Origin of the sequence: Gluconacetobacter aggeris, from assembly GCF_014174395.1 — a bacterium.
Lineage (GTDB): Bacteria > Pseudomonadota > Alphaproteobacteria > Acetobacterales > Acetobacteraceae > Gluconacetobacter > Gluconacetobacter aggeris.
On sequence record NZ_JABEQD010000002.1, the window covers coordinates 288864 to 311482 of the forward strand.

Genomic DNA, 22619 nt, shown 5'->3' on the forward strand with positions numbered 1-22619 from the left:
TCAGCGGCCCCTACAACAGCGACAGCAACCGCGCCTCCAGCCGGGCAGACTGTGCGGGCGCGCTGAGCGACTCCCGCACGACCTTCAGCGCCGCATCGGCCATCCCGTTCCGCGCGCCGGGGGCCAGCATCGCCTGCATGGCATCCGCCAGTGCCACCGGGTCGGCGGCCGGCACCACCATCCCCGCCCCCGAGCGCCCCAGCACCCCGTCCAGCCCCGACTGGTCGGAGCCGATCACCGGCACCCCGCGCGCCAGCGCCTCCACCGCCACGCTGGGCAACCCTTCCCGGTCGCCGCCGGCCGACACCACGCTGGGCACCAGCAGCGCGATCGCCCGGTCCATCCGCGCCGCCAGTTCCGCCGCCGCCAGCCACCCGGTGAAGCGCAGATTGTCCAGCCCCGCCGCATAGTCCCGCATGGCGGGCAGCAGCGGCCCGTCCCCCGCCAGCACCACCGGCGGCGCCAGTCCCCGCCCCGCCAGCACCCGCAGCGCATCGATCAGGGTCGCCACCCCCTTCTTCTCCACAAACCGCCCGGCGAATACGAACTGCTCCGCCGGCCCGGCGGCAGGGACCGCCGGCTCCACCCCGATCGGGATCACCTCCAGCAGGCCGGGCGCCACCCCCCGCTCCAGCAGCTTGTCCCGCACCCCTTCCGAGACACAGACGAACAGCGACGCATAATCCTGCAACGCCCGCCACCGCCGGCGAAAGATGGCAGGCGGCACCCCCCAGCGATAATGCCGGTCCTTGAAGGCATCGCCGCCATGAAACGTCACCACCAGCGGTACGCCCAGCGCGCGCGCCATCGGCAGCGCCAGCGCCCCGCCCCGCCCGAACTGCGCATGCACCAGCACCGGCGCCAGGTCCGCGACATCGCGCACCGCCCCCCAGCCGAACTGCCTGAACGCCGCCTGACGCAAGGGCCGCAACAGCCCATTGCCGCCCAGAAACCGCAGATCGCCTGGCAAATCAGGCGCCGGCCCATCGCGCCGGCACCCCACCCAGCAGGGACGCAGGGTCTGGAACCCGATATATTGCCGCCGCATGAATGCCTGTTCCGAAGCCGGCAGCAGCCGGTCGCGATAGACCAGCACGGTCTTCACGCGGCCCCCTCCCGCCCGCCGCGCACAGCCGCCCCCCGCTCCAGCAGGGCGAGCGCCGCCTCCACCACCGGCGCCACCTCCAGCCCCGCGATCGGGGCGCTGCCTTCCGGCCCCGGCGCCGCGATGCCAAGCGCACAGCGCCCCACCGGCCCGTATTCCGACATCCGGCTGGGCCCGAACAGCCCCAGAGTCGGCGTGCCGACCGCCGCCGACAGATGCATCAGCCCCGAATCATTGCCGACGAATCCCCCGCACCGCGCCAGCAGCGCCGCCACCTGCGGCAGGGCAAAGCCGCCACCCGCATCGACGGCATCGGGCAGCGCTTCCAGCACCGGCGCGGCCATCAGGCGCTCCCCCTCGCCGGGTCCGTACAGGATGACGGGGCGCATCCCCGGCCATTGTTCCTTCAAGGCGCGGGCCAGCGCGACGAAACGCTCGGCCGGCCAGACCTTGCCCGCCCAGTTCGCCGTGGGCGCCAGCGCCAGCCAGAACGGCCCGTCCGGCAGCATCGCCGCCGCCCGCGCGCGGTCGGCCGCGCTCGTCCACATCACCGGCAGCGGCGGCGGCGACAGGCCCAGCACCTGGCCCAGATGCGCGATACGCGCCCCCGGCCGCCGCCCGCCCCGCATGATCGCCCGCCGCCGCGCGGCCAGAAACAGCGTGACCGCCGAGCCCCGCAGGTCCACGCACAGATCCCACCGTATCCCGACGCAGGCGCGCCACAGCGCCAGCCAGTGCAGATCGTATTTCCGCTTCGTCACCACGATGGTGCGCTCGCGCCGGGGCATCGCTTCGAACAGCCCTGCCGCCACCGGCCCGCAGGCAATGGTAAAGCGCGCCTGCGGATAGCGGACGAGCAGGACATCCAGCAACCCGGTGGACAGCACCGCGTCGCCCAGGCGGGTAGAGGTAATGAACAGGATACGCATGCGGCCCGAGCCTAGCCCATCGCACGCCCCGGCGAAATCGCCGCCTCTCCCGCAACCGCATGACAGACCCCACATCAGGCTGATCGAACGCGATATATCCTTCGACGGTCTCAGCTTGTAGGATCGGCACCATGGTTGACCCGACACATCTCGCCCACCTTCCGGACCGCGCCGTGCTGGCCCTTTCCGGCCTCGACCGGCACAGTTTCCTCCAGGGGCTGGTCTCCAACGACGTCACCGAAATCGTCCCCGGCCACGCGGTCTGGGCCGCGCTGCTGACGGCACAGGGCCGCTGGGTGGCCGATTTCTTCCTGTTCGCCGATCCGGACGGCGCGCGCCTGCTGCTGGATTGCGAGGCCGCCCAGGCCGACATGCTGCGCCAGCGCCTGCTGCGCTACCGTCTGCGCTCCGACGTCTCGATCGACCAGACCGGCTTTGCCGTCCACGCAGCATGGGGCGCGGTACCGCCGATGATCGATTCCGCCATCGGCGCGCCCGACCCGCGCCTGGCCGGGGCCGGCTGGCGGCTGCTGCTGCCGCGCCCGGCGGAAGGCGCCGCCGACCACGCCGCCTACGATGCCCACCGCCTGTCCCTGGGCCTGCCCGACGGCTCGCGCGACTGCGAAGACGGCAAGACCCTGCTGCTGGAAGCCAATTTCGAAGCCCTGAACGGCATTTCCTGGACCAAGGGCTGCTATATGGGCCAGGAACTCACCGCCCGCACCCGCTATCGCGGCCTGGTCAAGCGCAAGCTGCTGCCGGTCTCCGGCGCGGCCCTGCCGCCCCCCGGCACGCCCCTGCTCCAGGCGGGAAAGGAGGCCGGGCACATGGCCTCCTCCCGCGACGGTCACGGGCTGGCAATGGTCCGCCTCGCCCATCGCAGCGGCGAACTGACGACCGAAGCCGGCCATTCGGTGCAGGTCCACATCCCCGAATGGCTGACCCTGCCGGAAGCCGACGCGCCGAAGGACTGAGCCTGTCGCGCGGCACCTGCTGGACAGGCGCCGCGCCATGGAGTGTTGTGCCGCCATGACCGACGCCATCCCCTACACCGCCCCCGACGAAGCCGCCCGCACCCGCATGCTCGACCATGTGCGCTTCGACGGCGCGGGCCTGATCGCCGCCATCGCCCAGCAGCACGACACCGGCGAAATCCTGATGCTGGCGTGGATGAACCGCGAGGCACTGGACGAGACGCTCCGCACCGGCCGCGTCTGCTACTATTCGCGCAGCCGTGGCGGCCTGTGGCGCAAGGGCGAGACCTCGGGCCAGGTGCAGCACCTGGTCGATGCCCGCCTGGATTGCGACCGCGACGCGGTGCTGCTGCTGGTCGAGCAGACCGGGGTGGCCTGCCACACCGGCCGGCGAAGCTGCTTCTTCAACGCCATGCGCCCCGAAGGGCTGGTCGAAACCAGCACGCCGCTGATCGCGGCCGACACGCTGTACGGGCGCGGCTGACCGCCTCCGCCCGCCCTCTCACGCAGGTTTACCCGATGACCAAGCCCGACCCTTCGCCCGCCGGAAAACTCGCCTTTCTCGCCATCCTGCTCGCCGCCACCATCGGGCTCGGCGTCTACACGATCCACTCGGCCTTCACGGCCCTGAACAGCACGGTCCAGGGCGGCGCCGCCACCCCGCCACCCGCACCGGCCGATTCGGCAAAACAGTAACGCCCGCGCCTCATCTTGACGCGCCCGCCCGGCCGTCCGGTTCCGGACAGTCCGTCCGCAACCGGACAGGCAAAGCCGACCTCCCATAAAAACCGTTATCATACAATAAGATAACACAAGACCCGCATGGTTTAGACTTGTCTGCGCAGAAAAGCAGAACAGGGACAGCAGATCATGGACCGACCGATTTCGTCGCCCGCCCCCGCCGCGCGCCGTCATCGCCCACGCCCAACGCCCACCCCATGCATGAGCATGTTCAACCGCATCGGCATGTTCAGGGCCGAACGGGGATGGACGCGCAAGGCCCTCGCCGCACGGGTGGAGGTCAATCCCCAGACGATCGGCTTTCTGGAACGGGGCGACTACACGCCCAGCCTTGAGCTGGCGATGAAGATCGCCCGGGTCTTCGACGTCCCGATCGAAATCATCTTCTCTCTCGAACCGTTCGAAAACATCGCCACCATGCTGCATGCCAGGCAGAGGCGATGACGGAAGAGCCGTCTTCTATGCGGCGGAATGCCCGTCCAGCACCGCCATCAGCTCCGCCGCCGCCGCATCGTCCGGATCGCCCTCCGGCGCGGCCAGCTTCTCCATGACGGCGCGAAAGCCCGCCCGTTGCAGCGCGGCACTGTGCCCATCGGTCAGCAGCCGATGCACCGTCTCCGCCAGCAGGCCCGGCCGGCAGCGTTCCTGCAACAGTTCGGGCACCAGCCGATGCCCGGCCAGCAGATTGACCATCGCGACATAAGGGACGCGAATCAGCCGCCGCGCCAGCGCCGCCGTGATCGGGTTGACCCGATAGGTCACCGCCATCGGCACCCCGGCCAGCGCCAGTTCCAGCGTCGAGGTCCCCGATTTGGTCAACGCCGCCCCCGCCGCGGCAAAGGCATCGTGTTTTTCCGCCAGATCGGTCACCACGATCGGCCGCACCGGCCAGTCGGCCACCCCACGCCGCACCACATCCGCCACCACGGGCGAGACCGGCACCACCGGCACGATACCGGGACAGGTCGCCATCAATATGCGCAGGGTCCGCCCCAGCACCGGCAACAGGCGCGGCGCCTCCGACCGGCGGCTGCCCGGCATCAGGATCAGCACGGGCGTGGTCGGCGCAATGCCATGCCGCGCCCGAAACGCCGCCCCATCCCCCCGATCGACCCCCGATTGCAGCACCGGATGCCCGACGAACCGCGCATCAAGTCCATGCCGACCGAAAAAATCGGGCTCGAACGGCAGCAGGCACAGCAGCCGGTCCCACAGGCCCGGAAACTCCCGCACCCGATGCTCCCGCCACGCCCACACCTGCGGCGCAACATAATGCACACGCGGAATGCCCAGCTCCGCGACACGGCGCAGCAGCCGCAGCGCAAAACCGGGACTGTCGATGGTCACCACCAGATCGGGCCGCGTCGCCGCGATATCCGCCACCGCCTGGTCCAGCCGCCGCGACAGATGCCGCAGCCGGGGCAGCACTTCCACCAGCCCCATCACCGCCAGGTCGCGCAGCGGAAACAGGCTGCACAGCCCCGCCTCCTCCATCCGCGTGCCGCCGACCCCGGCAAAACGCAGCGTCGGGTCCTGCCGGCGCAGCGCCGCCATCAGCCGCGCCCCCAGCACATCGCCGCTGGCCTCGCCGGCCAGAATCCAGACCGTCCGGCCGGGCGCGGCCTCCGCCATACGGGTCAGCCTTCCCCGCGCAGCGTCGCTCCGCAGGCCTTCTGCACCGCCGCCACGACCGCGCCGCACACGGTTTCGATCTCGGCATCGGTCAGGCTGGCCTTGACCGGCTGCAACGTCACCTCGACACCCAGCGACTTGCTGCCCTCCGGCACCTTGTCGCCCTCATAGACATCGAACAGCCGCACGCCGGAAATCAGCGTCCGCTCGGCCCCCCGCACCGCGCGCAGCACGGTCTCCGCCGCCACATCCCGCCCGACGACGAACGCGAAATCGCGATGCACCGGCTGGAACGCCGAAAGCTCGGGCGCCGCCCGCCGCCGCCGCTTGGGGTCGGGAATCGCATCGAGGAACAGTTCGAACCCCACCACCGGCCGATCCAGCCCACGCCCGGCCAGCAGCGCCGGATGCAACTGGCCGAACACGCCCAGCACGATCTTCGGCCCCTGCCGCAGCACGCCCGAACGGCCGGGATGATAATGGCCCGGCGCATCCGCCGTGATGCTGATCCCCTCGACGGGCGCCCCCAGCGCCGCCAGCACCGCCAGCGCGTCCGCCTTGGCATCCCACAGATCGACCGGCTCGGCCGCCCGGCCGGGGAAGCGCGGCGCATGGCCACTGCGCAGCACCGCCGCAATCTGGCTCTGCCCGGCTTCCGAGAAACCCGGCCCGACCTCGAACAGGCCCAGATCCGGATAGCCCCGCGCGCTGTTGCGCTCGACGGCCCCCAGCAGGTTCACCAGCGGCGTCGGCCGCATCTGGTCCAGATCGGCGGCAATCGGGTTCAGCAGGCGCAGGCTCTCCGGCACCGCGCCGAAGCGCGCACACGCTTCCTGCGCCGCGAAGGAATACGCCACCGTCTCCATCAGCCCGCGCGCCGCCAGCACGCGCCGCGCCGTGGCGGTCCGCGTCTGGCGCGGCGTCAGGGCAGGCAACGGCACGGCCGAAAGCGCGGGCAATGAGACCGGCGGGATCGAATCCAGCCCACGCAAGCGCAGGATCTCCTCGATCAGATCGCATTCGGAATCGACCGCCACAGCCCCCTCGGCAGCGGCAAAGGCCCGCTCGGCCGAAAGATCGGGCGCCTGATCCAGCACCATCTTCATGGCGATGTCGTTGCGCCAGGACGGCACATCCACCACCACGCGCGCCTCGTCGCGCTCGCGCACCTCAAAGCCCAGCGCCTCCAGCGAGGCCACGGCCTCGTCCGCCGGCACATCCAGCCCGCCCAGCCCGGCGATCCGCGCGAAGCGCAGATGCGCCTCCCGCTGCCACGCCGGCGCCTCGCCGGCCGACACGACCTCGCTGGCCTCGCCGCCGCACAGGTCGATGATCATCCGCGTCGCCGCTTCCAGCGCCGCCACCGGCAACGCCTGGTCCACGCCACGCTCGAACCGGTGCCGCGCATCGGAATGCAGCCCCAGCCGCCGGCCACTCAGCGCAATCCGCACCGGGTCGAACAGCGCGCATTCCACGAACACGCTCGTGGTCTCGTCCGTCGCCCCGGTCGCCTCGCCGCCCATGATCCCGGCCAGCGACTGCACCCCGGCCGCATCGGCAATCACGCAATCCTCGGGCGACACCACCACATCGCGCCCATCCAGCGCGCGGAAGCTCTCGCCCGCCCCCCGGCAGATCGTCAGCCGCCCGCCGGTCACCCGGTCGGCATCGAACACATGCAGCGGCCGGCCCAGATCGAAGGCAAAGAAATTGGTGATATCCACCAGCGCCGAGATCGGCCGCAGCCCGATCGCCCGCAGCCGCTTCTGCAGCCAGTCCGGGCTCGGCCCGTTGCGTACGCCGCGCACGGTCCGCCCCAGCACCCACGGGCAGGCTTCGGGGAAGTCGTTGGCCCAGCTCACGGGCGAGTCGAAGGTCCCCTCGACGGTCTCGGCCAGCCAGGGGCGCAGATGCCCCAGCCCCGCCGCCGCCAGGTCGCGGGCAATGCCGCGCACCGCCAGCGCATCGCCCCGGTTCGGCGTCACCGCAATCTCGATCACCGGATCGTTCAACCCGGCGAAATCGGCATAGGACCGGCCTGTCACCGTGCCCTCGGGCAGTTCGGCGATACCGTCATGGTCCTCGCCCAGCCCCAGCTCACGCAGCGAGCACAGCATGCCGCCACTGGCCTCGCCACGGATCGACCCGGCCTTGATGGTGATGTCCAGGCCGGGCACCCAGGTGCCCGGCGGCGCGAAGATCACGGACAGGCCGGTGCGCGCATTCGGCGCGCCGCAGACCACCTGCACTTCCTCGAAGCCCGGCCCGGCATCGACGCGGCACACGCGCAGCCGGTCGGCATTGGGATGCTGCACGGCCTCGACGATGCGGGCGGTGCGGAAGGCGGCCAGCCGGGCGCCGGGGTCTTCGACGCCTTCGACCTCCAGCCCGATCGTGTTCAGCTTGGCGCAGATCTCATCGACCGAGGCCGTCGTGTCCAGATGGTCGCGCAGCCAGGACAGGGTGAACTTCATCGATCACAGACCTTCATGCAGCAGGGCCGGCGACAGCGGGCTGGTGCCGTAATGGCGCAGCCAGCGCACGTCGCTCTCATAGAACGAACGCAGGTCCGGAATTCCGTGGCGCAGCATGGTCAGGCGCTCGATCCCCATCCCGAAGGCGAAGCCCTGCCATTCGCGCGGGTCCAGCCCGCAATTGGCCAGCACGCGCGGATGCACCATGCCCGAGCCCAGGACCTCCAGCCAGTCGCCGCCGCCGCCGATCTCGCCGGTCTTGCGCGACCAGCCGATATCGACCTCCATCGACGGCTCGGTGAACGGGAAATACGAGGCCCGGAACCGCACCGGCAGGCTCGGCTGGCCGAAATAGGCGCGCAGGAAATCGGTCAGGCAGCCCTTCAGGTGCGCCAGCGTGATCCCCCGGTCGATCACCAGCCCCTCGCACTGATGGAACATCGGCGAATGGGTGGCGTCATGGTCGGCGCGGTATGTCCGCCCCGGCGCGATGATGCGGATCGGCGGCGCCTCGCCCAGCATGGTGCGGATCTGCACGCCCGACGTCTGGGTGCGCAGCACGCGCTCGCGCTGGCTGCCCTGCTCGGCCGGCAGGTAGAACGTATCCTGGTCGGTGCGCGCCGGATGATGGTCGGGCGTGTTGAGCGCCGAGAAATTATGCCAGTCGGTCTCGATATCCGGCCCCTCGGCCACCTTGAAGCCCATCGCGCCGAAAATGGCGGCCATCTCTTCCATCGTCCGGCTGATCGGATGGATCATGCCCTGCGATTCGGGCCGTACGGGCAGCGTCACGTCCACCCGTTCCGAGGCCAGGCGCGCATTCAGGATCGCCGCCTCGATCTCCGCCCCGCGCGCCTCGATGGCGCGCGACAGATCGTCGCGCAGCCGGTTCAGGGCCCCGCCGCGCAGCTTGCGCTCCTCGGGCGACATCCGCCCCAGTTCCTTCAGCAGGCCGGTCAGCCGGCCCGACTTGCCCAGCGTGCCCACACGCACGGCATCCCATTCCCGCCGGTCGCCGGCCCCAGCCAGCGCGGCCAGCGTCTCCTGCCGCAGGATTTCGAGATCGTCGCTCATGGCACCTCGCTGGAAACAGACACGCGATAGAGGAGGGTGATGGACCCGAGACCTGCGCGGATACAGGCTCCGACGACGGGAATAAACCCCCCAAATGCAGAACGGGCCGCCCCTTGCGGGGCGACCCGTTCCAGACCACTCACCGTAAAGGCGCGATCAGGCAGCCAGAGCGGCCTGCGCCTTCTTCACGATCTCGGCAAAGGACGCGGCATCGTCGAACGCGATGGCGGCCAGCACCTTGCGGTCGATCTCGATCCCGGCCTTGTCCAGGCCGTTGATGAACTTGCTGTAGGTCAGCCCATGCTCGCGCACCGCGGCATTGATACGCTGGATCCACAGGGCGCGGAATTCGCGCTTCTTGTTCCGGCGGTCGCGATACGCATATTGCAGCGACTTCTCGAGGCGCTCGAGAGCGATGCGGTAGTTGGTCGAAGACCGGCCGCGGAAGCCCTTGGACTGCGCCAGGACCTTCTTGTGACGGGCGTGCGTCGTGACGCCCCGCTTAACACGTGCCATGTTTCAGGTGCTCCTTATGCCAGCCCGTAGGGCGCCCACTGCTTCACAGTCTTCCCGTCCATCTCGGTCAGGGTCTGCGAGCCGCGGTTGGTGCGCTTCATCTTCTGCGAGCGGTTGATCAGGCCGTGGCGCTTGTTGCCCGGCCCAGCCAGCACCTTGCCGGTCGCGGTGATCTTGAACCGCTTCTTGACCGACGACTTGGTCTTCATCTTGGGCATTTTCATCTCCTTCAATTCTGCGGACTGCGACCGCGCAAGGCGATCAGGCAGCAATCACGGCCGGGCATGCCCATTTCAGGCCCGGACGCGCGAACAGGCCGCTGGCTATAGACAAACCCGCCCCCGCAATCAAGCCTTGCCTTCCCTCTTTCGACCCGCAATGACGGGATTCCCCTCGAAGCCGCGGCCGACACGCATCCAGCCTGCCGCCCCGCCATCAACCAGGGATCATTCCATGCCCATCCTTCCCCCCTTCGGCCCGGTGCCCCCTTCCGTGCTGATCCCGTCCTACGACCGGGCGGCGGTCCGCCCCGGCATCGCGCATCTCAGCGTGGGCAATTTCCACCGCGCGCACCAGGCGGTCTATCTCGACCGCGTGCTGGCGCGGCCGGGCAACGCACACTGGGGCATCCTGGGCATCGGCGTGATGGACGACGCGCACGAACGCGCCAAGGCCGAGGCGCTGCTGGCGCAGAACGGCCTCTACACCCTGACCGAATGCCCGGCCGACGCACCCGACAGTGTGCGCTTCGTGGGCTCGATCGTGGACTACCTGCACGCGCCCGACGACCGGGCGGCCGCCATCCGCCGCCTGGCCGACCCGGCGATCCGCATCGTCAGCCTCACCGTCACCGAAGGCGGCTATTATGTCGACGCCGCCGGCCATTTCCAGCTCGACCACCCTACCATCGCCGAGGACCTGGCCCGCCAGGTACCGCACACCGTCTTCGGCCTGGTGACCGAGGCCCTGCGCCTGCGCCGCGATGCCGGCACCGGCCCGTTCACCGTCCTGTCCTGCGACAACCTCCCGCATAACGGCCGCGTCGCCCGCACCGCCTTCCTGGCCTGGGCCCGCGCCCGCGACGCCGAACTGGCCGACTGGATCGAAGCCCAAATCACCTTCCCCAACACCATGGTCGACCGCATCACGCCGGCGGTGGGCCCGCTGGACGTCACGCGGCTCGATGCCGGCAGCGGGGTCGAGGACCGCGTGCCCGTCTTCTGCGAGGATTTCATCCAGTGGGTGATCGAGGATCATTTCTGCGCCGGCCGTCCGCCACTGGAAGAAGTCGGCGTGCTGTTCACCGGCGACGTCACACCCTACGAGCAGGTCAAGCTGCGCATGCTCAACGCTTCGCATTCCATGCTGGGCCTGCCGGGCATGCTGATGGGCTACCGCATCGTCAGCGACATCATGCACAATCCCGACGTCGTGGCGCTGCTGGACCATTCCCTCGCCCAGGACGCCGAGCCGCTGCTCCAGGCCCCGCCGGGCATGGAACTGCACGAATACGCGGCACAGCTCCTGCGCCGCTTCAGCAACGTGGCCATCAGCGACCAGCTTCCCCGCATCGCCTCCGACAGCGCATCGAAACTGCCGGTCTTCGTCCGTCCCACGGCCGAGGGCACGCTGGCACGCGGCGCGGATGCGTCGCGCATCGCCTTCCTGCTGTCCTGCTTCGCCGAATATCTGCGCGGCCACGACGATAACGGCGCCACGTACGAGATCCACGAACCCCATCTGGGCCCCGACGACCTGGCCCTGGCGGCGGACGCGGACCCGGCAAAGGCGCTCGACATGTCGGTCTTCGCCGGCTGGGGCCTGCGCGACCATCCGGCCTTCGTGGAATTGTTCGCCCGGACCCGTACCGCGCTGCGCACCGGGGGCACCCGCGCCTGCCTCCGCCAGCTCATCAGCCCCCCGGACTCCGCCCCTTCCTCCTGATCACACAATGACACGAAAACTTGATATCGTTTCACATAGGGTCGAAACGTTGTTACGGACCGCATGGCCGCCGCGATCGCGACGCTTCGACAACGCGCCGCGCAATCGCAATCCGTTTTCAACAATTATCGGATAGCTCATGAAAAATCGAAACGGGACGCCTCCCGTACTGACCATTACCGCCGGGATATTCATCCTGATCGGCCTCTATCTGCTGGCCGGGGGCGCCTGGCTCGCCACGCTCGGCGGGTCGCCTTATTACGTCATCGCCGGCCTGGCGATGCTGGTCACGGCAGGGCTGCTGTTCCGTGGACGGCGCGAGGCCCTGTGGGTCTACGCGCTGCTGCTGATCGGCACGATGGTCTGGGCGGTGAAGGAAGTCGGCTTCGATTTCTGGGCTCTCGCGCCGCGCGGCGACGTGCTGGTGCCGCTGGGCATCTGGCTGCTGCTGCCGCCGGTCACGCGCCACCTCACCCCTGCCGGCGTGGCGACCGTCCTGCCGCTGCGCGCCTCCGTGGTGGCCGCGATCGCCGTCGTCGCCGCCGCCCTGGTCCAGGACCCGCAGGACAAGGCAGGCGCCCTGCCCCAGCTCGCCAGCAACGCGCCCACGCCGGGCGACGCCACCGCGATGCCCGATGAAGACTGGCGGGCCTATGGCCGCACCCAGTTCGGCGACCGTTTCAGCCCGCTGAAGCAGATTACCCCGGCCAATGTGCATGACCTGAAAGTCGCCTGGACCTTCCGCACCGGCGACATGAAGCGGCCGGACGATCCGGGCGAGATCACCGACGAGGTCACGCCGATCAAGATCCGCGACACGGTCTATCTGTGCTCGCCGCACCAGATCCTGTTCGCGCTGGACGCCGCGACCGGCAAGCTGAAGTGGAAGTTCGATCCCAAGATCACCTACAACGCCACCTTCCAGCACATGACCTGCCGTGGCGTCTCCTATCATGAGACCCAGCCGGGCGCCGAGACGATCGACGGCGCGCAAGCCCCGAACGACTGCGCGCGCCGCATCTTCCTGCCGACCAATGACGGCCATCTCTACGCGCTGGACGCCGAGACCGGCGAACGCTGCTCCCATTTCGGCGATAACGGCGTGATCGACCTCCAGGAGCACATGACGGTGAAGACGCCGGGCTTCTACGAGGCCACGTCGCCGCCGGTCGTGACCGACAAGGCCGTCATCGTCTCGGGCGCGGTGATGGACAATTACTCGACGCATGAACCCTCGGGCGTCACCCGCGGCTTCGACGTCTATACCGGCCAGTTGATCTGGGCCTTCGACCCCGGCAACCCCGACCCGAACGAAATGCCGTCCGAAACGCATCATTTCGTCCCCAACTCGCCCAATTCCTGGATCGTGTCGTCCTACGACCCGAAACTGAACCTGATCTACATCCCCATGGGCGTGCAGACCCCCGACATCTGGGGCGGCAACCGCAACGCGGACTCCGAGCGCTATGCCAGCGCGATCGTGGCGCTGAACGCCGATACCGGCAAGCTGGCCTGGTCCTACCAGACCGTCCATCACGATCTGTGGGACATGGACATCCCCGCCCAGCCCAGCCTGGTCGATATCCGCACCGCGTCGGGTGACATCGTGCCGGCGCTGTACGCCCCGGCCAAGACCGGCAACATCTTCGTGCTGGACCGCCGCACCGGCACGCTGATCGTCCCCGCGCCGGAGACCAAGGTGCCGCAGGGCCCGGCCCCGGGCGACCATCTCTCCCCCACCCAGCCCTTCTCGGAGCTGACCTTCCGTCCCAAGAACAACCTGACGGATGCCGACATGTGGGGCGGCACCATGTTCGACCAGCTCATGTGCCGCATCATGTTCCACCAGTTGCGCTATGAGGGGCCGTTCACCCCGCCGTCGCTGCAGGGCACGCTGGTGTTCCCGGGCAATCTGGGCATGTTCGAATGGGGCGGCCTGGCGGTCGATCCGCAGCGGCAGGTCGCCATCGCCAACCCGATCGCCATCCCCTTCGTCTCGCGCCTGATCCCGCGCGGCCCCAACAACCCGGCCTCGCCGGACAATTCCAAGCCCTCGGGTTCGGAAACCGGGGTCCAGCCGCAGTTCGGCGTGCCCTATGGCGTGACGCTCAACCCGTTCCTCTCTCCGCTGGGCCTGCCCTGCAAGCAGCCGGGCTGGGGCTATCTGGCCGGCATCGACCTGGCGACGAACAAGATCGTGTGGATGCACCGCAACGGCACGATCCGCGACAGCGCCCCGGTCCCCCTGCCCTTCAAGGTGGGCATCCCCAGCCTGGGCGGTCCGCTGACCACGGCGGGCGGCGTCGCCTTCCTGACCTCGACGGCCGATTATTATATCCGCGCCTACGACGTCACCACCGGCCGCCAGCTCTGGCAGGACCGCCTGCCCGCAGGCGGCCAGTCGACCCCGATGAGCTATGCGGTGGGCGGGCGTCAGTTCATCGTCACGGCCGATGGCGGCCACGGCTCGTTCGGCACCAAACTGGGCGACTACGTGGTGGCCTACGCCCTGCCGGAGGCCCACTGACCGTCAACCCTCTGTCCGCGATAAAATTATCAATAATTTGTGATTGTTAAAATTCACGGTTTATTGATTAATATTTTGTCACGATGCTACCGAACAGGTTGCAGGCTGCCGGGCGGCTCCATAAGAGGGGCCGCCCGGCACAAGACGGACAGGGATGGAAACCCGCTTTTCATGCCCGGAGGTCCGCACACACGGCGACCTGCCACCGCGCATGACAGAGGGGTGATACCATGCGGCTTCCATCCACCAGAGATCCTTCATGATCGGCCGCACCGCCATCCTGCGCCTCGCCGCCGGCGCGGTCGGCCTCGGCGCCGTCGCCGGCGCGGGCTTCCTGGCCTATGCGCTGCATCCCGCCATCGCCCCGATCGCGCCACCAGCCGCCACCAGCTTCCCCGCCGAGAGCGTCGAGCGCGGGCGCGTCCTCGCCGCCGGCGGCTATTGCGCGGAATGCCACACAAGGCGCGACGGGCAGCCGGGCATCCCCCTGGCCGGCGACTACGCCATGGCCACGCCGTTCGGCACCATCTATTCCAGCAACATCACCCCCGACGCCCAGACCGGCATCGGGCGCTGGTCGCTGGCCGCCTTTACCCGCGCCATGCGCTACGGCGTGTCGCGTGACGGCGCCAACCTGTTCCCCGCCTTCCCGTTCGATCATTTCACGCACATGACCGACGGCGACATCGCCGACGTCTATGCGTATCTGATGGCGCAGAAGCCCGTGCATTCGGTCAAGCGCGAGAACACGCTCCCCTTCCCGTTCGACCTGCGCATCCTCCAGGCCGGCTGGAAGCTGATGTTCCTCCATCCGGGCGCCTACCGGAACGACCCGGCGCATGACGCGCAGTGGAATCGCGGCGCCTACCTCGCCGAGGGGCTGAGCCATTGCAGCGCCTGCCACACCCCGCGCAACGCGATGGGTGCGGAAAAGGCGAGCGCCCCCTATGACGGCGCCCCGGTCGATAACTGGATCGCCCCGCCGCTCAACGCCGCCAACCCCACCCCCGTCACCTGGACGGAAGACGAATTCTTCCAGTATCTGCGCTACGGCGTCGCCCCGCTGCATGGCAGCGCCGCCGGCCCGATGTCCCCCGTGGTGCATGGCGGGCTGAGCGAGATGCCGGAAGCCGACGTGCATGCCATCGCCCATTACCTGGCCAATATCGACCATGCCGATGCCCGCCAGCCCGGCGACGCCCGGCACCTGACGGCGGCGATGGCCACCTCCACCCGCGACCTGACGACGCCGCAGACCTCCGACCCCGACGCACGACTCTACCAGGGCGCCTGCTCTGCCTGTCACGCCAATACCGGCGCCAGGCCGGTGCTGGGCCGCCCCGAACTGGCCCTGAACAACGCGCTGTGGCTGTCCGAGCCGACCAACCTCTATCAGGTCATCCTGCGCGGCATCGGCACCGAGGAAGGACAGGCGGGCATCACCATGCCCAGCTTCTACCATGCGCTGACCGATGCCGATCTGGCGCGCCTCGCCGCCTATCTGCGCCGTACCCGCACCACCCTGCCGCCCTGGACCGACCTGGAGAAGAAAGCCGCCGCCGTCCGCGCGACGCTTCCCGCCCCTCCGGTCGCCGCGTCCCATTGAGAACCCCATTGAGAAACGGAGTCCCGACATGACGAGTTTTCGGCTCAATGGCCATGACGTATCGGTCGACGTTCCCGACGACACCCCGCTCCTGTGGGTGATCCGTGACGAAATCGGCCTCACCGGCACCAAGTTCGGCTGCGGCATCGGCATGTGCGGCGCCTGCACCGTGCATGTGGGCGGCCGCGCCACCCGCTCCTGCATCACCCCGGTCTCGGCGGTCCAGGGCGCGGAGATCACGACCATCGAGGGTCTGGACCCGGCGGGCGCCCACCCGGTGCAGGAAGCCTGGAAGGATCTCCAGGTCCCGCAATGCGGCTACTGCCAGTCCGGCCAGATCATGCAGGCCGCCAGCCTGCTGCACGACTACCCGCAGCCGACCGACGAGGACATCGATGCGGTGATGGGCGGCTCGCTGTGCCGCTGCATGACCTATATCCGCATTCGCGACGCCATCAAGAAGGCCGCTGCGGCCACGCGGGGAGAACCGTCCAATGGGTAAGCTCGGTCGGATGGACCTCGGCCAGCGGGCCGGCAACGAGGCCGCGAACGGCCTCTCGCGGCGCGGCTTCCTGATGGCGGCCGTGGGCGCGGGCGTCATGTTCGGCTTCCCCGCCGCCCGCGCCGCCCAGCAATTCATGGCGCCCGGCCTGCCCGGCGACGGCGCGTTCGAACCCACGATCTGGTGCGCCATCGCGCCCGACGGCACCATCACCGTCAACATCATCCGCGCCGAGATGGGCCAGCATGTCGGCACCGCCCTGGCCCGCATCATCGCCGACGAGATGAACGCGGACTGGGACCGCGTGAAGATCAATTACGTGGACAGCGACCCGAAATGGGGCCTGATGGTCACCGGCGGAAGCTGGTCGGTGTGGATGACGTGGGATGTCTTCCGCCAGGCCGGCGCCGCCGCGCGCCTCGCCCTGACCGATGCCGGCGCCACCCTGCTCGGCGTCCCCGCCGCCCAGTGCACCACCCGCGACGGCATGGTGATCGCCGGCGCGAAAAGCATCAGCTACGGCGACATCGTGGCCCGCGCCCACCCCACGCGCAGCTTCACGCCCGACGAGTTGGCCAAGCTGCCGCTGAAACCGGCCACCGAACGCCACCTGATCGGCAACAAGGCCCTGAAGGCGCTGGATATCCCGGCCAAGACCAACGGCACCGCACTCTACGGCATCGACGCCAAGGTCGACGGCATGGTCTATGCCCGCCCCAAGATGCCGCCCACCCGCTACGGCTCGCGCGTACGTTCGGTCGATGACAGCGCCGCCCGCACCATCAAGGGCTATCAGCGCTACCTGGTGATCGAGGACCCGTCGGAAGTCGTACAGGGCTGGGTGGTCGCCATCGCCGACACCTACAGCGCCGCGATCCGCGCCGCCGACCTGCTGAAGGTGGATTGGACCCCCGGCGAGACGATCAACGTCTCCGAAAAGGACATTATCGACCACGGCCGCGCCCAGATCGACCGCAAGGATGGCGGCGTGATGGTGTTCGACGACAAGGGCGTGGATTCCACCTTCGCCGCCGCCGCCTCCACCTTCTCGCAGGATTACACCTGCGCCTCGGTGATGCACTACCAGCTCGAACCCACCAACGCGCTGGCATTCGAGAAGGACGGCATCTTCGAAATCCACGCCGGCAACCAGTGGCAGTCGCTGATCCTGCCGACACTGGCCAAGGCGCTCGACCGGCCGGAGAAGAGCATCGTCCTGCGCAGCTACCTGCTGGGCGGCGGCTTCGGCCGCCGGCTGAACGGCGACTACATGATCCCGGCGGCCCTGGCGTCGAAGACGCTGGGCAAGCCCGTCAAGCTGATCCTGACGCGCTCGGACGACATGCAGTTCGATTCCTTCCGCTCGCCCTCGATCCAGCGCATCCGCGTCGCCTTCGACGGCCAGAAGGCCATCACCGCCATGGAATACCACGCCTCCGCCGGCTGGCCGACGCAGGTCATGGCGGCGGCCTTCATGTCCAAGGGCGTGGACGGCAAACCGTACGACCCGTTCGCCATCGCCGGCGGCGACCATTGGTACGAGGTCGGGCCGCTGCGCGTCCGCGCCCTCTCCAACGACCTCGCCAACCGCACCTTCCGTCCCGGCTGGCTGCGCTCGGTCAGCCCCGGCTGGGTGAGCTGGGGCCTGGAATCCTCATGGGATGAAATCGCCCATATCCAGGGCAAGGACCCGGTCCAGTTCCGGCTGGAGCACCTCACCGGCGCCGGCCGCAACAAGGGCGAAGCGCCGGATTCCACCGGCGGCGCGCTGCGCCAGGCCGCCGTCGTCCGCCGCGTGGCGGAAAAGGCCGGCTGGGGCCGCACCATGCCCAAGGACACCGCGCTGGGCATCGCCACCACCTTCGGCCAGGAACGCGGCATGCCGACCTGGATCGCCTGCGCCGCCCAGGTCCATGTCGACCGCGCCACCGGCATCGTGCGCTGCCAGAAACTGAGCATCGTGGTCGATGCCGGCACCATCGTCGATCCCGACGGCGCCCGCGCCCAGACCGAGGGCGCGGCCCTGTGGGGCCTGAGCATGGCATTGTTCGAGGGTTCGGAGATCGTCGGCGGCCTGCCCCGCGACCGCAACCTCAACACCTACACCCCGCTGCGCATCGCCGACGTGCCGGAGATGGAGATCGAATTCCTTCCCAGCACCGAAAAGCCGACCGGCCTGGGCGAGCCCGGCACCACGGTCATCGCCCCCGCCATAGGCAATGCGATCTTCAACGCCGTGGGCGTGCGCATGCGCCACCTGCCGATCCGCCCGGCGGACGTGCTGCGCGCATTGACGGAAAAGGGTGGCGCCGCCACCTGAAATGACCCCGGTTTGAACAAGCCTGTTTGAACCGGGGCAGAGACCGGGGCCTGGCGGCAAACGCGCGCGCACAACATTCCGACGCGCGTTTGCCGCCCGCGCTCATCGCGCCCCATTTCCGGTCACGCTTTAAGATCGGCCGAGGCTTTCGCCCGCTTCAGCATCATTCCATTGGCCAGCTTGAACAATTTATACGGAAGGATCTGCCGCGACACCTCGGTCCGCACGAGCGGCGTCAACCCGAAACCGGCAAGAAACTTCGCGCTGTTGACCGATCCGTAGCTATCGAAATCGAATGTCAGGCCCATCCGGTCGGCCAGTTCGATGGACTTCCAGAGCAGCAGCGCATTCACCCCACCGATCCCGCAGGACATATCGCGCGCCGACTGCCAGAAATACGCGTTGGACGCCCCCCAGACGATGATGGCGGCCGCGATTTTTTTCCCGTCCCGGTTCCGGGCCGTCAGGATGACGGCCTGATTTCGTATCTTGGCCGCATTGAAAATGCGTTCCATCGTCTCGAAATCGTTCCTGTTTTCCTTTTCCGACCTGTTCAGCAGCGACAGCCTCACAAAATCGGAAAAATCATATCCATAATCGACCGAGACAAGCTGCTGTGCCGACCGTATGACATTTCTGGTCTTCTGATCGCAGTTTTTCCATATCGACTGGATATCCGACGGATAGAAAACACGAAACGTAAACTGCTCCTCGCAAGTAAAATCCTGGAGCGAAAAGCCAAAGGCGGATTCGTCACCGGGCGGAAGACGAATCCTGATGCTGTCGTGCCTGGGCAACCGACCGACAAGTTCCTCGATCAGGTTTCGGACATTCTGCGCATGTTTGAAGGGCTTCGACGGCGGAAGATAAAAGGTCGGCCCCAATGTCCGCGTATAAATCGGCATGCCGATACAGGTAAAACCCATCCTTTTCGACAGGAACACCGGCATACTCAGCCGCAGGATCCCAGCATGCCGGATCTCGATAATTTCGAAATTTCCATTGGTGGCGGCATCCATCCACCATTCTTCATTAAAAGGATCGGGATGCTTCGCATTCCTGGGGCCGAGACATATCGAAAACAAGGCATCAGACTCAGAATTTTCCCTGCTTCCGTCCAATACGACACGAGAAAAATCCACTGTCATTTCATTATCATTCATTGAAGGTTTTATTATCAATGCTTCAAATACATAAAAAGAAACAAATCAATAAAGATTGACACTTTCCATTCACTCCCCCCTGCCACGAATATCCGTGTGGCGCTCCCTGGCGCCCGCCCCCCTTGCGTCCCGACGGACCTGAAGCCTGTGTGGAAATGCGCGCCGGATCGCCACCAGCGCGCATTTCCACACAGCCCCTTGGGAAAAGAACGAAGACGACCCCCGTTGGTTGCCGGTCCATCATGCCCGCCGGCACGAATTATGGTACGGTCGGATCGCATCATCACGCGATGATGATCGCCGGGCATCATCTTCCCCGTCATGCCACGGCACGCCGGCGAACGCCGCCCGCGGGAACCGGGGTGGCGTTCGCCGGGCAGCCGCGCCGGGTCGTCCCGGCGCGTATGGCCAACCCGTCGCCTACAGCGTCAGGTTCGCGCGCAGATAGTAATACCCGCCATTCATGTCGAGCTGCGACGTGCTCATGTAATATTGCGGCACGCCCAGATAGCGGTTCCCATCCGGCACCCGGCTGGGCCGGGCATCGAACAGATTGTTCGCCCCCAGCGTGAACGACCAGTTGCGGTCGACGCGATAGGTGATGTCCAGGTTCGTGATGAATTTCGGCGTGTTGCGGAACGGCAGGAACACCGTACTGGACAAGGAGCCCGTATTGGCCGCGCCGGTATAATAGGTCAGTTGCGACGTGGTCTGGCCATAGCGGATTTCATGCACGCCCACCGTCCAGGCCCCGCGGGTAAAGCGCCCGCCGAAAATCATCTTGCTGCGCGGATAGGCCGTGGTGATGTAGGCAATGCTCTGCGCGGACAGCAACGGCTGCCCGGTCGCGGAATCCGCCTGATGGCTCAGGCGGGTCCGGTTCAGGTTGATGGCCACATCCCAGTCGATCCGCCCGACATCGCCCAGGCGGGTCGGATAGGTCGCGGTCAGGTCCAGCCCCTGCGTGCGCGTGCTGGCCACGTTGGCGAACCAGTTGGTCGAGAGCGAGGCCGCCGTCCACTGGCCCGATCCCTCAGGAAGCGTAAAGCCGTTCAGCCCCAGGGCGGAGCGCGCCGCGTCGCCGATGATGTTGCCGCCCGGCAGGATCTGGTCGCGCAGATTGATCTGATAGACGTCGACCGTCACATGCAAATTCTTCACCGGCTCGATGATCACGCCGCCGGTCACGTTGGTCGAGCGCTCCGGCTTCAGCCGCGACGCACCATTGGCCAGCGCACCGGGCGAATTCGCCGCGATCAGCCCCCGCGCCGCCGTGGGCGAAAGCGTCAGCGAACTGTAATGCTCCTGCGCCAGCGTCGGCGCATGGAACCCGTTCGAAATCGTGGCGCGGAACGCCAGCCACCTGAAGGCGTCATAGCGGGTGGACACCTTGCCGGTCTCGGTATCGCCCACATCGGTATAATGCTCGAACCGCCCGGCCAGATCGAGCTGCCAGTTCTTCATCAGATGCGTGGCGACATCCACATAGCCGCCGACGACATCGCGGTTGAAATTGCCGGCATTGCCCGCATTGGTCCCGGCCAGCGCATCCGATCCGCTGCCATAGGTCGAATCGGGCGACCCGGTGCCGACCGAATAGCTCTCGTAGCGATAGGTCGCCCCACCCGCCACGTTGATGCTGTGCGGCCAGCCGGAGACATGAAACGCCCGGCTCAGATCGAAACTGTTGCTCCACTGCGAATTGTTGAACCCCTGCGCCGCGATGACCGTCGGCGTGCGGCCAGTATCGCGGGCCACCGCGAAATTCGCCGAATCCTTCAGCCCGATCGCGTCATAATCCCGCCCGTAGACCGAGGACAGGTCCCAGTTCCACCCCAGCAGGACACCCTTGACGCCGGCCGTGACCTCCCAGTCATCCTCGTCGATCGTCTCCAGCGGCGAATAGCCGTTCGGATAGATGGCGGCATATTCCGGATGCGTCGCAAGCGAACCGGGCAGGCGATAATTCTGGAACGCCTCGGCATGCCGGTGGGCATAGGTCGCCAGCGCATAAGCCTGGATATCGTCCGTCAGGTCATATCCGGCCTTGACCGCCACGCTCTCGCGCGTCTGCTCGGGCTGGCCTTGAAGCTTGTTGATCTTGGTGCCCGTCCGCAGATCCGGCGCGCTGCGGAACGTGTGGTCCTGATGCACGAAATCGCCGCTGACATGCACGAACCCGCGCGCGCCCAGCTTCGCGCCGCCGTCCAGATACACGCCCTGCTGGAATCCGTCCTTCGCGGCCGTGATGCCGGTAATCGATTCCGCGTTGAAACCGTGATCCTGCTTCTTGAGGATGATGTTCACCACCCCTGCCACGGCGTCCGATCCATATTGCGCCGACGCCCCGTCACGCAGGATCTCCACATGGTCGATCGCCGCCATGGGAATCATGTCCACATCGACCGGCGTGGTGCCCTGCTGGGGGCCGCCATCGGCATACAGGTTGGCCGTGGTATGGCGCCGCTTGCCATCCACCAGCACCAGCGTCTCGTTGGGGCTCAGGCCGCGCAGGCTGAAGGCCGATGTCAGCGCGCCGGTATCGAAGCCCCCGGTCGGCAGCGTCAGCGACGGCAGCAACTGGCCCAGCGCCTGGCGCAGCGTCGGCTGGCCGGTCTGCGCCAGTTGCTTCGCCGAGACGATATCGATCGGCGCCACACTGTCCCGCGCCTTCTTCCCGATCTCGCGCGTACCGGTCACGATAATGGCCTCGCCGGCATCGGCCGGCCGCGCAGGCTGCGCCGTCCCCTTCACCGCCTGGACACGGGCACGGCTGGCCTTGCTCGCGTCCTGCGGCGCCGTGGCCTGCGCCGCCTCATCCGCCGCCATCACCCGCGCAATCGGCAGCGCCGTCAGGACCGAGGCCGCCAGCAGGACATGCCGGGGACGCAGACGGCACCCCGCCACGAATATCCTTCTGCCGACAGGCACGAAATCCGGGGCGAGCAAGCGGGAGGACGGCACGATAGCGGCTCCTTTATTATACTGTAAAATGACGTTGTTTTATAAAACAACAACGACAACAGCCGCCTGCGTATCACCATCAATACGGAATGTGAATTTCTCCCATGCGATTGGTCCGTTTCTCACCCAAAATGTGACAATTCAAACA

At 67.6% G+C, this 22619-nt stretch carries 18 protein-coding genes; 9 read left to right on the forward strand and 9 right to left on the reverse strand.

The annotated features are described in order from the left end of the window. Positions 1 to 10: 10 nt before the first annotated feature. Positions 11 to 1105 carry a glycosyltransferase gene (locus tag HLH36_RS03995; protein ID WP_182985167.1) on the reverse strand — a complete coding sequence of 365 codons (1095 nt, stop codon included), beginning with the start codon at positions 1103 to 1105 and terminating at the stop codon, positions 11 to 13. Further along, a complete protein-coding gene (locus tag HLH36_RS04000; protein ID WP_182985168.1) occupies positions 1102 to 2034 on the reverse strand; it encodes a glycosyltransferase family 9 protein in 933 nt (310 codons plus the stop codon). The genes HLH36_RS03995 and HLH36_RS04000 overlap by 4 nt, the downstream gene beginning before the upstream one ends. A gap of 131 nt (positions 2035 to 2165) precedes the next feature. On the opposite strand from HLH36_RS04000, the gene ygfZ reads away from it, so the two are divergent. From ygfZ to HLH36_RS04020, 4 genes are all read left to right on the forward strand, one after another. Continuing rightward, positions 2166 to 3008, forward strand: coding sequence for a CAF17-like 4Fe-4S cluster assembly/insertion protein YgfZ (gene ygfZ / locus HLH36_RS04005; RefSeq protein WP_182985169.1), 843 nt, complete (start codon positions 2166 to 2168; stop codon positions 3006 to 3008). Between the two features lie 67 nt (positions 3009 to 3075). Beyond that, the gene (gene hisI / locus HLH36_RS04010; RefSeq protein ID WP_408871847.1) at positions 3076 to 3492 is read left to right on the forward strand and encodes a phosphoribosyl-AMP cyclohydrolase; all 417 of its coding nucleotides are present in this window, start codon (positions 3076 to 3078) and stop codon (positions 3490 to 3492) included. 35 nt (positions 3493 to 3527) lie between these two features. Continuing rightward, positions 3528 to 3704, forward strand: a complete 177-nt coding sequence (locus HLH36_RS04015) for a hypothetical protein (RefSeq protein WP_182985171.1) — start codon at positions 3528 to 3530, stop codon at positions 3702 to 3704. 174 nt (positions 3705 to 3878) lie between these two features. Next, positions 3879 to 4193, forward strand: a complete 315-nt coding sequence (locus HLH36_RS04020) for a helix-turn-helix transcriptional regulator (protein WP_246376412.1) — start codon at positions 3879 to 3881, stop codon at positions 4191 to 4193. Between the two features lie 15 nt (positions 4194 to 4208). Here HLH36_RS04020 and lpxB read toward each other — a convergent pair whose 3' ends face one another. The 5 genes from lpxB to rpmI all read right to left on the reverse strand — a co-directional run bounded on the left by lpxB (position 4209) and on the right by rpmI (position 9663). Further along, a complete protein-coding gene (gene lpxB, locus HLH36_RS04025; protein ID WP_182985172.1) occupies positions 4209 to 5381 on the reverse strand; it encodes a lipid-A-disaccharide synthase in 1173 nt (390 codons plus the stop codon). A gap of 5 nt (positions 5382 to 5386) precedes the next feature. Beyond that, on the reverse strand, positions 5387 to 7855 hold the full coding sequence (gene pheT, locus HLH36_RS04030; RefSeq protein ID WP_182985173.1) for a phenylalanine--tRNA ligase subunit beta: 2469 nt from the start codon (positions 7853 to 7855) through the stop codon (positions 5387 to 5389). Between the two features lie 3 nt (positions 7856 to 7858). Further along, on the reverse strand, positions 7859 to 8929 hold the full coding sequence (pheS, locus tag HLH36_RS04035) for a phenylalanine--tRNA ligase subunit alpha (protein ID WP_182985174.1): 1071 nt from the start codon (positions 8927 to 8929) through the stop codon (positions 7859 to 7861). Between the two features lie 156 nt (positions 8930 to 9085). Then, complete coding sequence (gene rplT, locus HLH36_RS04040; protein ID WP_182985175.1) at positions 9086 to 9445, reverse strand: 50S ribosomal protein L20; 360 nt, start codon at positions 9443 to 9445, stop codon at positions 9086 to 9088. A gap of 14 nt (positions 9446 to 9459) precedes the next feature. Next, positions 9460 to 9663 carry a 50S ribosomal protein L35 gene (rpmI, locus tag HLH36_RS04045; protein WP_114729229.1) on the reverse strand — a complete coding sequence of 68 codons (204 nt, stop codon included), beginning with the start codon at positions 9661 to 9663 and terminating at the stop codon, positions 9460 to 9462. Positions 9664 to 9898: 235 nt separating this feature from the next. On the opposite strand from rpmI, the gene HLH36_RS04050 reads away from it, so the two are divergent. The 5 genes from HLH36_RS04050 to HLH36_RS04070 all read left to right on the forward strand — a co-directional run bounded on the left by HLH36_RS04050 (position 9899) and on the right by HLH36_RS04070 (position 18344). Next, a complete protein-coding gene (locus HLH36_RS04050) occupies positions 9899 to 11389 on the forward strand; it encodes a mannitol dehydrogenase family protein (RefSeq protein ID WP_182985176.1) in 1491 nt (496 codons plus the stop codon). Between the two features lie 139 nt (positions 11390 to 11528). Then, a complete protein-coding gene (locus HLH36_RS04055; protein ID WP_182985177.1) occupies positions 11529 to 13916 on the forward strand; it encodes a glucose/quinate/shikimate family membrane-bound PQQ-dependent dehydrogenase in 2388 nt (795 codons plus the stop codon). A 259-nt stretch (positions 13917 to 14175) separates the two neighbouring features. Next, positions 14176 to 15522 carry a c-type cytochrome gene (locus HLH36_RS04060; protein WP_182985178.1) on the forward strand — a complete coding sequence of 449 codons (1347 nt, stop codon included), beginning with the start codon at positions 14176 to 14178 and terminating at the stop codon, positions 15520 to 15522. 28 nt (positions 15523 to 15550) lie between these two features. After that, positions 15551 to 16024, forward strand: coding sequence for a (2Fe-2S)-binding protein (locus HLH36_RS04065; protein WP_182985179.1), 474 nt, complete (start codon positions 15551 to 15553; stop codon positions 16022 to 16024). Further along, on the forward strand, positions 16017 to 18344 hold the full coding sequence (locus HLH36_RS04070; RefSeq protein WP_182985180.1) for a xanthine dehydrogenase family protein molybdopterin-binding subunit: 2328 nt from the start codon (positions 16017 to 16019) through the stop codon (positions 18342 to 18344). Before HLH36_RS04065 ends, HLH36_RS04070 begins: the two co-directional genes overlap by 8 nt. Positions 18345 to 18466: 122 nt before the next feature. Here the strand turns inward: HLH36_RS04070 and HLH36_RS04075 are convergent, their stop codons facing one another. Both HLH36_RS04075 and HLH36_RS04080 read right to left on the reverse strand, forming a co-directional pair. Continuing rightward, on the reverse strand, positions 18467 to 19507 hold the full coding sequence (locus HLH36_RS04075) for a GNAT family N-acetyltransferase (protein ID WP_182985181.1): 1041 nt from the start codon (positions 19505 to 19507) through the stop codon (positions 18467 to 18469). 420 nt (positions 19508 to 19927) lie between these two features. Continuing rightward, positions 19928 to 22336 (reverse strand): TonB-dependent receptor plug domain-containing protein, encoded by a 2409-nt coding sequence (locus HLH36_RS04080; RefSeq protein WP_182985373.1) that lies wholly within the window; start codon positions 22334 to 22336, stop codon positions 19928 to 19930. Positions 22337 to 22619 lie beyond the last annotated feature (283 nt).

Bases quoted from the DNA above. Each gene is read 5' to 3' on its own strand.
- HLH36_RS04050 (WP_182985176.1), top strand. From the start codon at position 9,899: ATGCCCATCCTTCCCCCCTTCGGCCCGGTGCCCCCTTCCGTGCTGATC.
- HLH36_RS04020 (WP_246376412.1), top strand. From the start codon at position 3,879: ATGGACCGACCGATTTCGTCGCCCGCCCCCGCCGCGCGCCGTCATCGC.
- HLH36_RS04070 (WP_182985180.1), top strand. From the start codon at position 16,017: ATGGGTAAGCTCGGTCGGATGGACCTCGGCCAGCGGGCCGGCAACGAG.
- rplT (WP_182985175.1), bottom strand. From the start codon at position 9,445: ATGGCACGTGTTAAGCGGGGCGTCACGACGCACGCCCGTCACAAGAAG.
- HLH36_RS04080 (WP_182985373.1), bottom strand. From the start codon at position 22,336: ATGGCGGCGGATGAGGCGGCGCAGGCCACGGCGCCGCAGGACGCGAGC.
- rpmI (WP_114729229.1), bottom strand. From the start codon at position 9,663: ATGCCCAAGATGAAGACCAAGTCGTCGGTCAAGAAGCGGTTCAAGATC.
- ygfZ (WP_182985169.1), top strand. From the start codon at position 2,166: ATGGTTGACCCGACACATCTCGCCCACCTTCCGGACCGCGCCGTGCTG.
- HLH36_RS04075 (WP_182985181.1), bottom strand. From the start codon at position 19,507: ATGAATGATAATGAAATGACAGTGGATTTTTCTCGTGTCGTATTGGAC.
- pheT (WP_182985173.1), bottom strand. From the start codon at position 7,855: ATGAAGTTCACCCTGTCCTGGCTGCGCGACCATCTGGACACGACGGCC.
- HLH36_RS04055 (WP_182985177.1), top strand. From the start codon at position 11,529: ATGAAAAATCGAAACGGGACGCCTCCCGTACTGACCATTACCGCCGGG.
- pheS (WP_182985174.1), bottom strand. From the start codon at position 8,929: ATGAGCGACGATCTCGAAATCCTGCGGCAGGAGACGCTGGCCGCGCTG.
- HLH36_RS04015 (WP_182985171.1), top strand. From the start codon at position 3,528: ATGACCAAGCCCGACCCTTCGCCCGCCGGAAAACTCGCCTTTCTCGCC.
- HLH36_RS04000 (WP_182985168.1), bottom strand. From the start codon at position 2,034: ATGCGTATCCTGTTCATTACCTCTACCCGCCTGGGCGACGCGGTGCTG.
- HLH36_RS04065 (WP_182985179.1), top strand. From the start codon at position 15,551: ATGACGAGTTTTCGGCTCAATGGCCATGACGTATCGGTCGACGTTCCC.
- HLH36_RS04060 (WP_182985178.1), top strand. From the start codon at position 14,176: ATGATCGGCCGCACCGCCATCCTGCGCCTCGCCGCCGGCGCGGTCGGC.
- lpxB (WP_182985172.1), bottom strand. From the start codon at position 5,381: ATGGCGGAGGCCGCGCCCGGCCGGACGGTCTGGATTCTGGCCGGCGAG.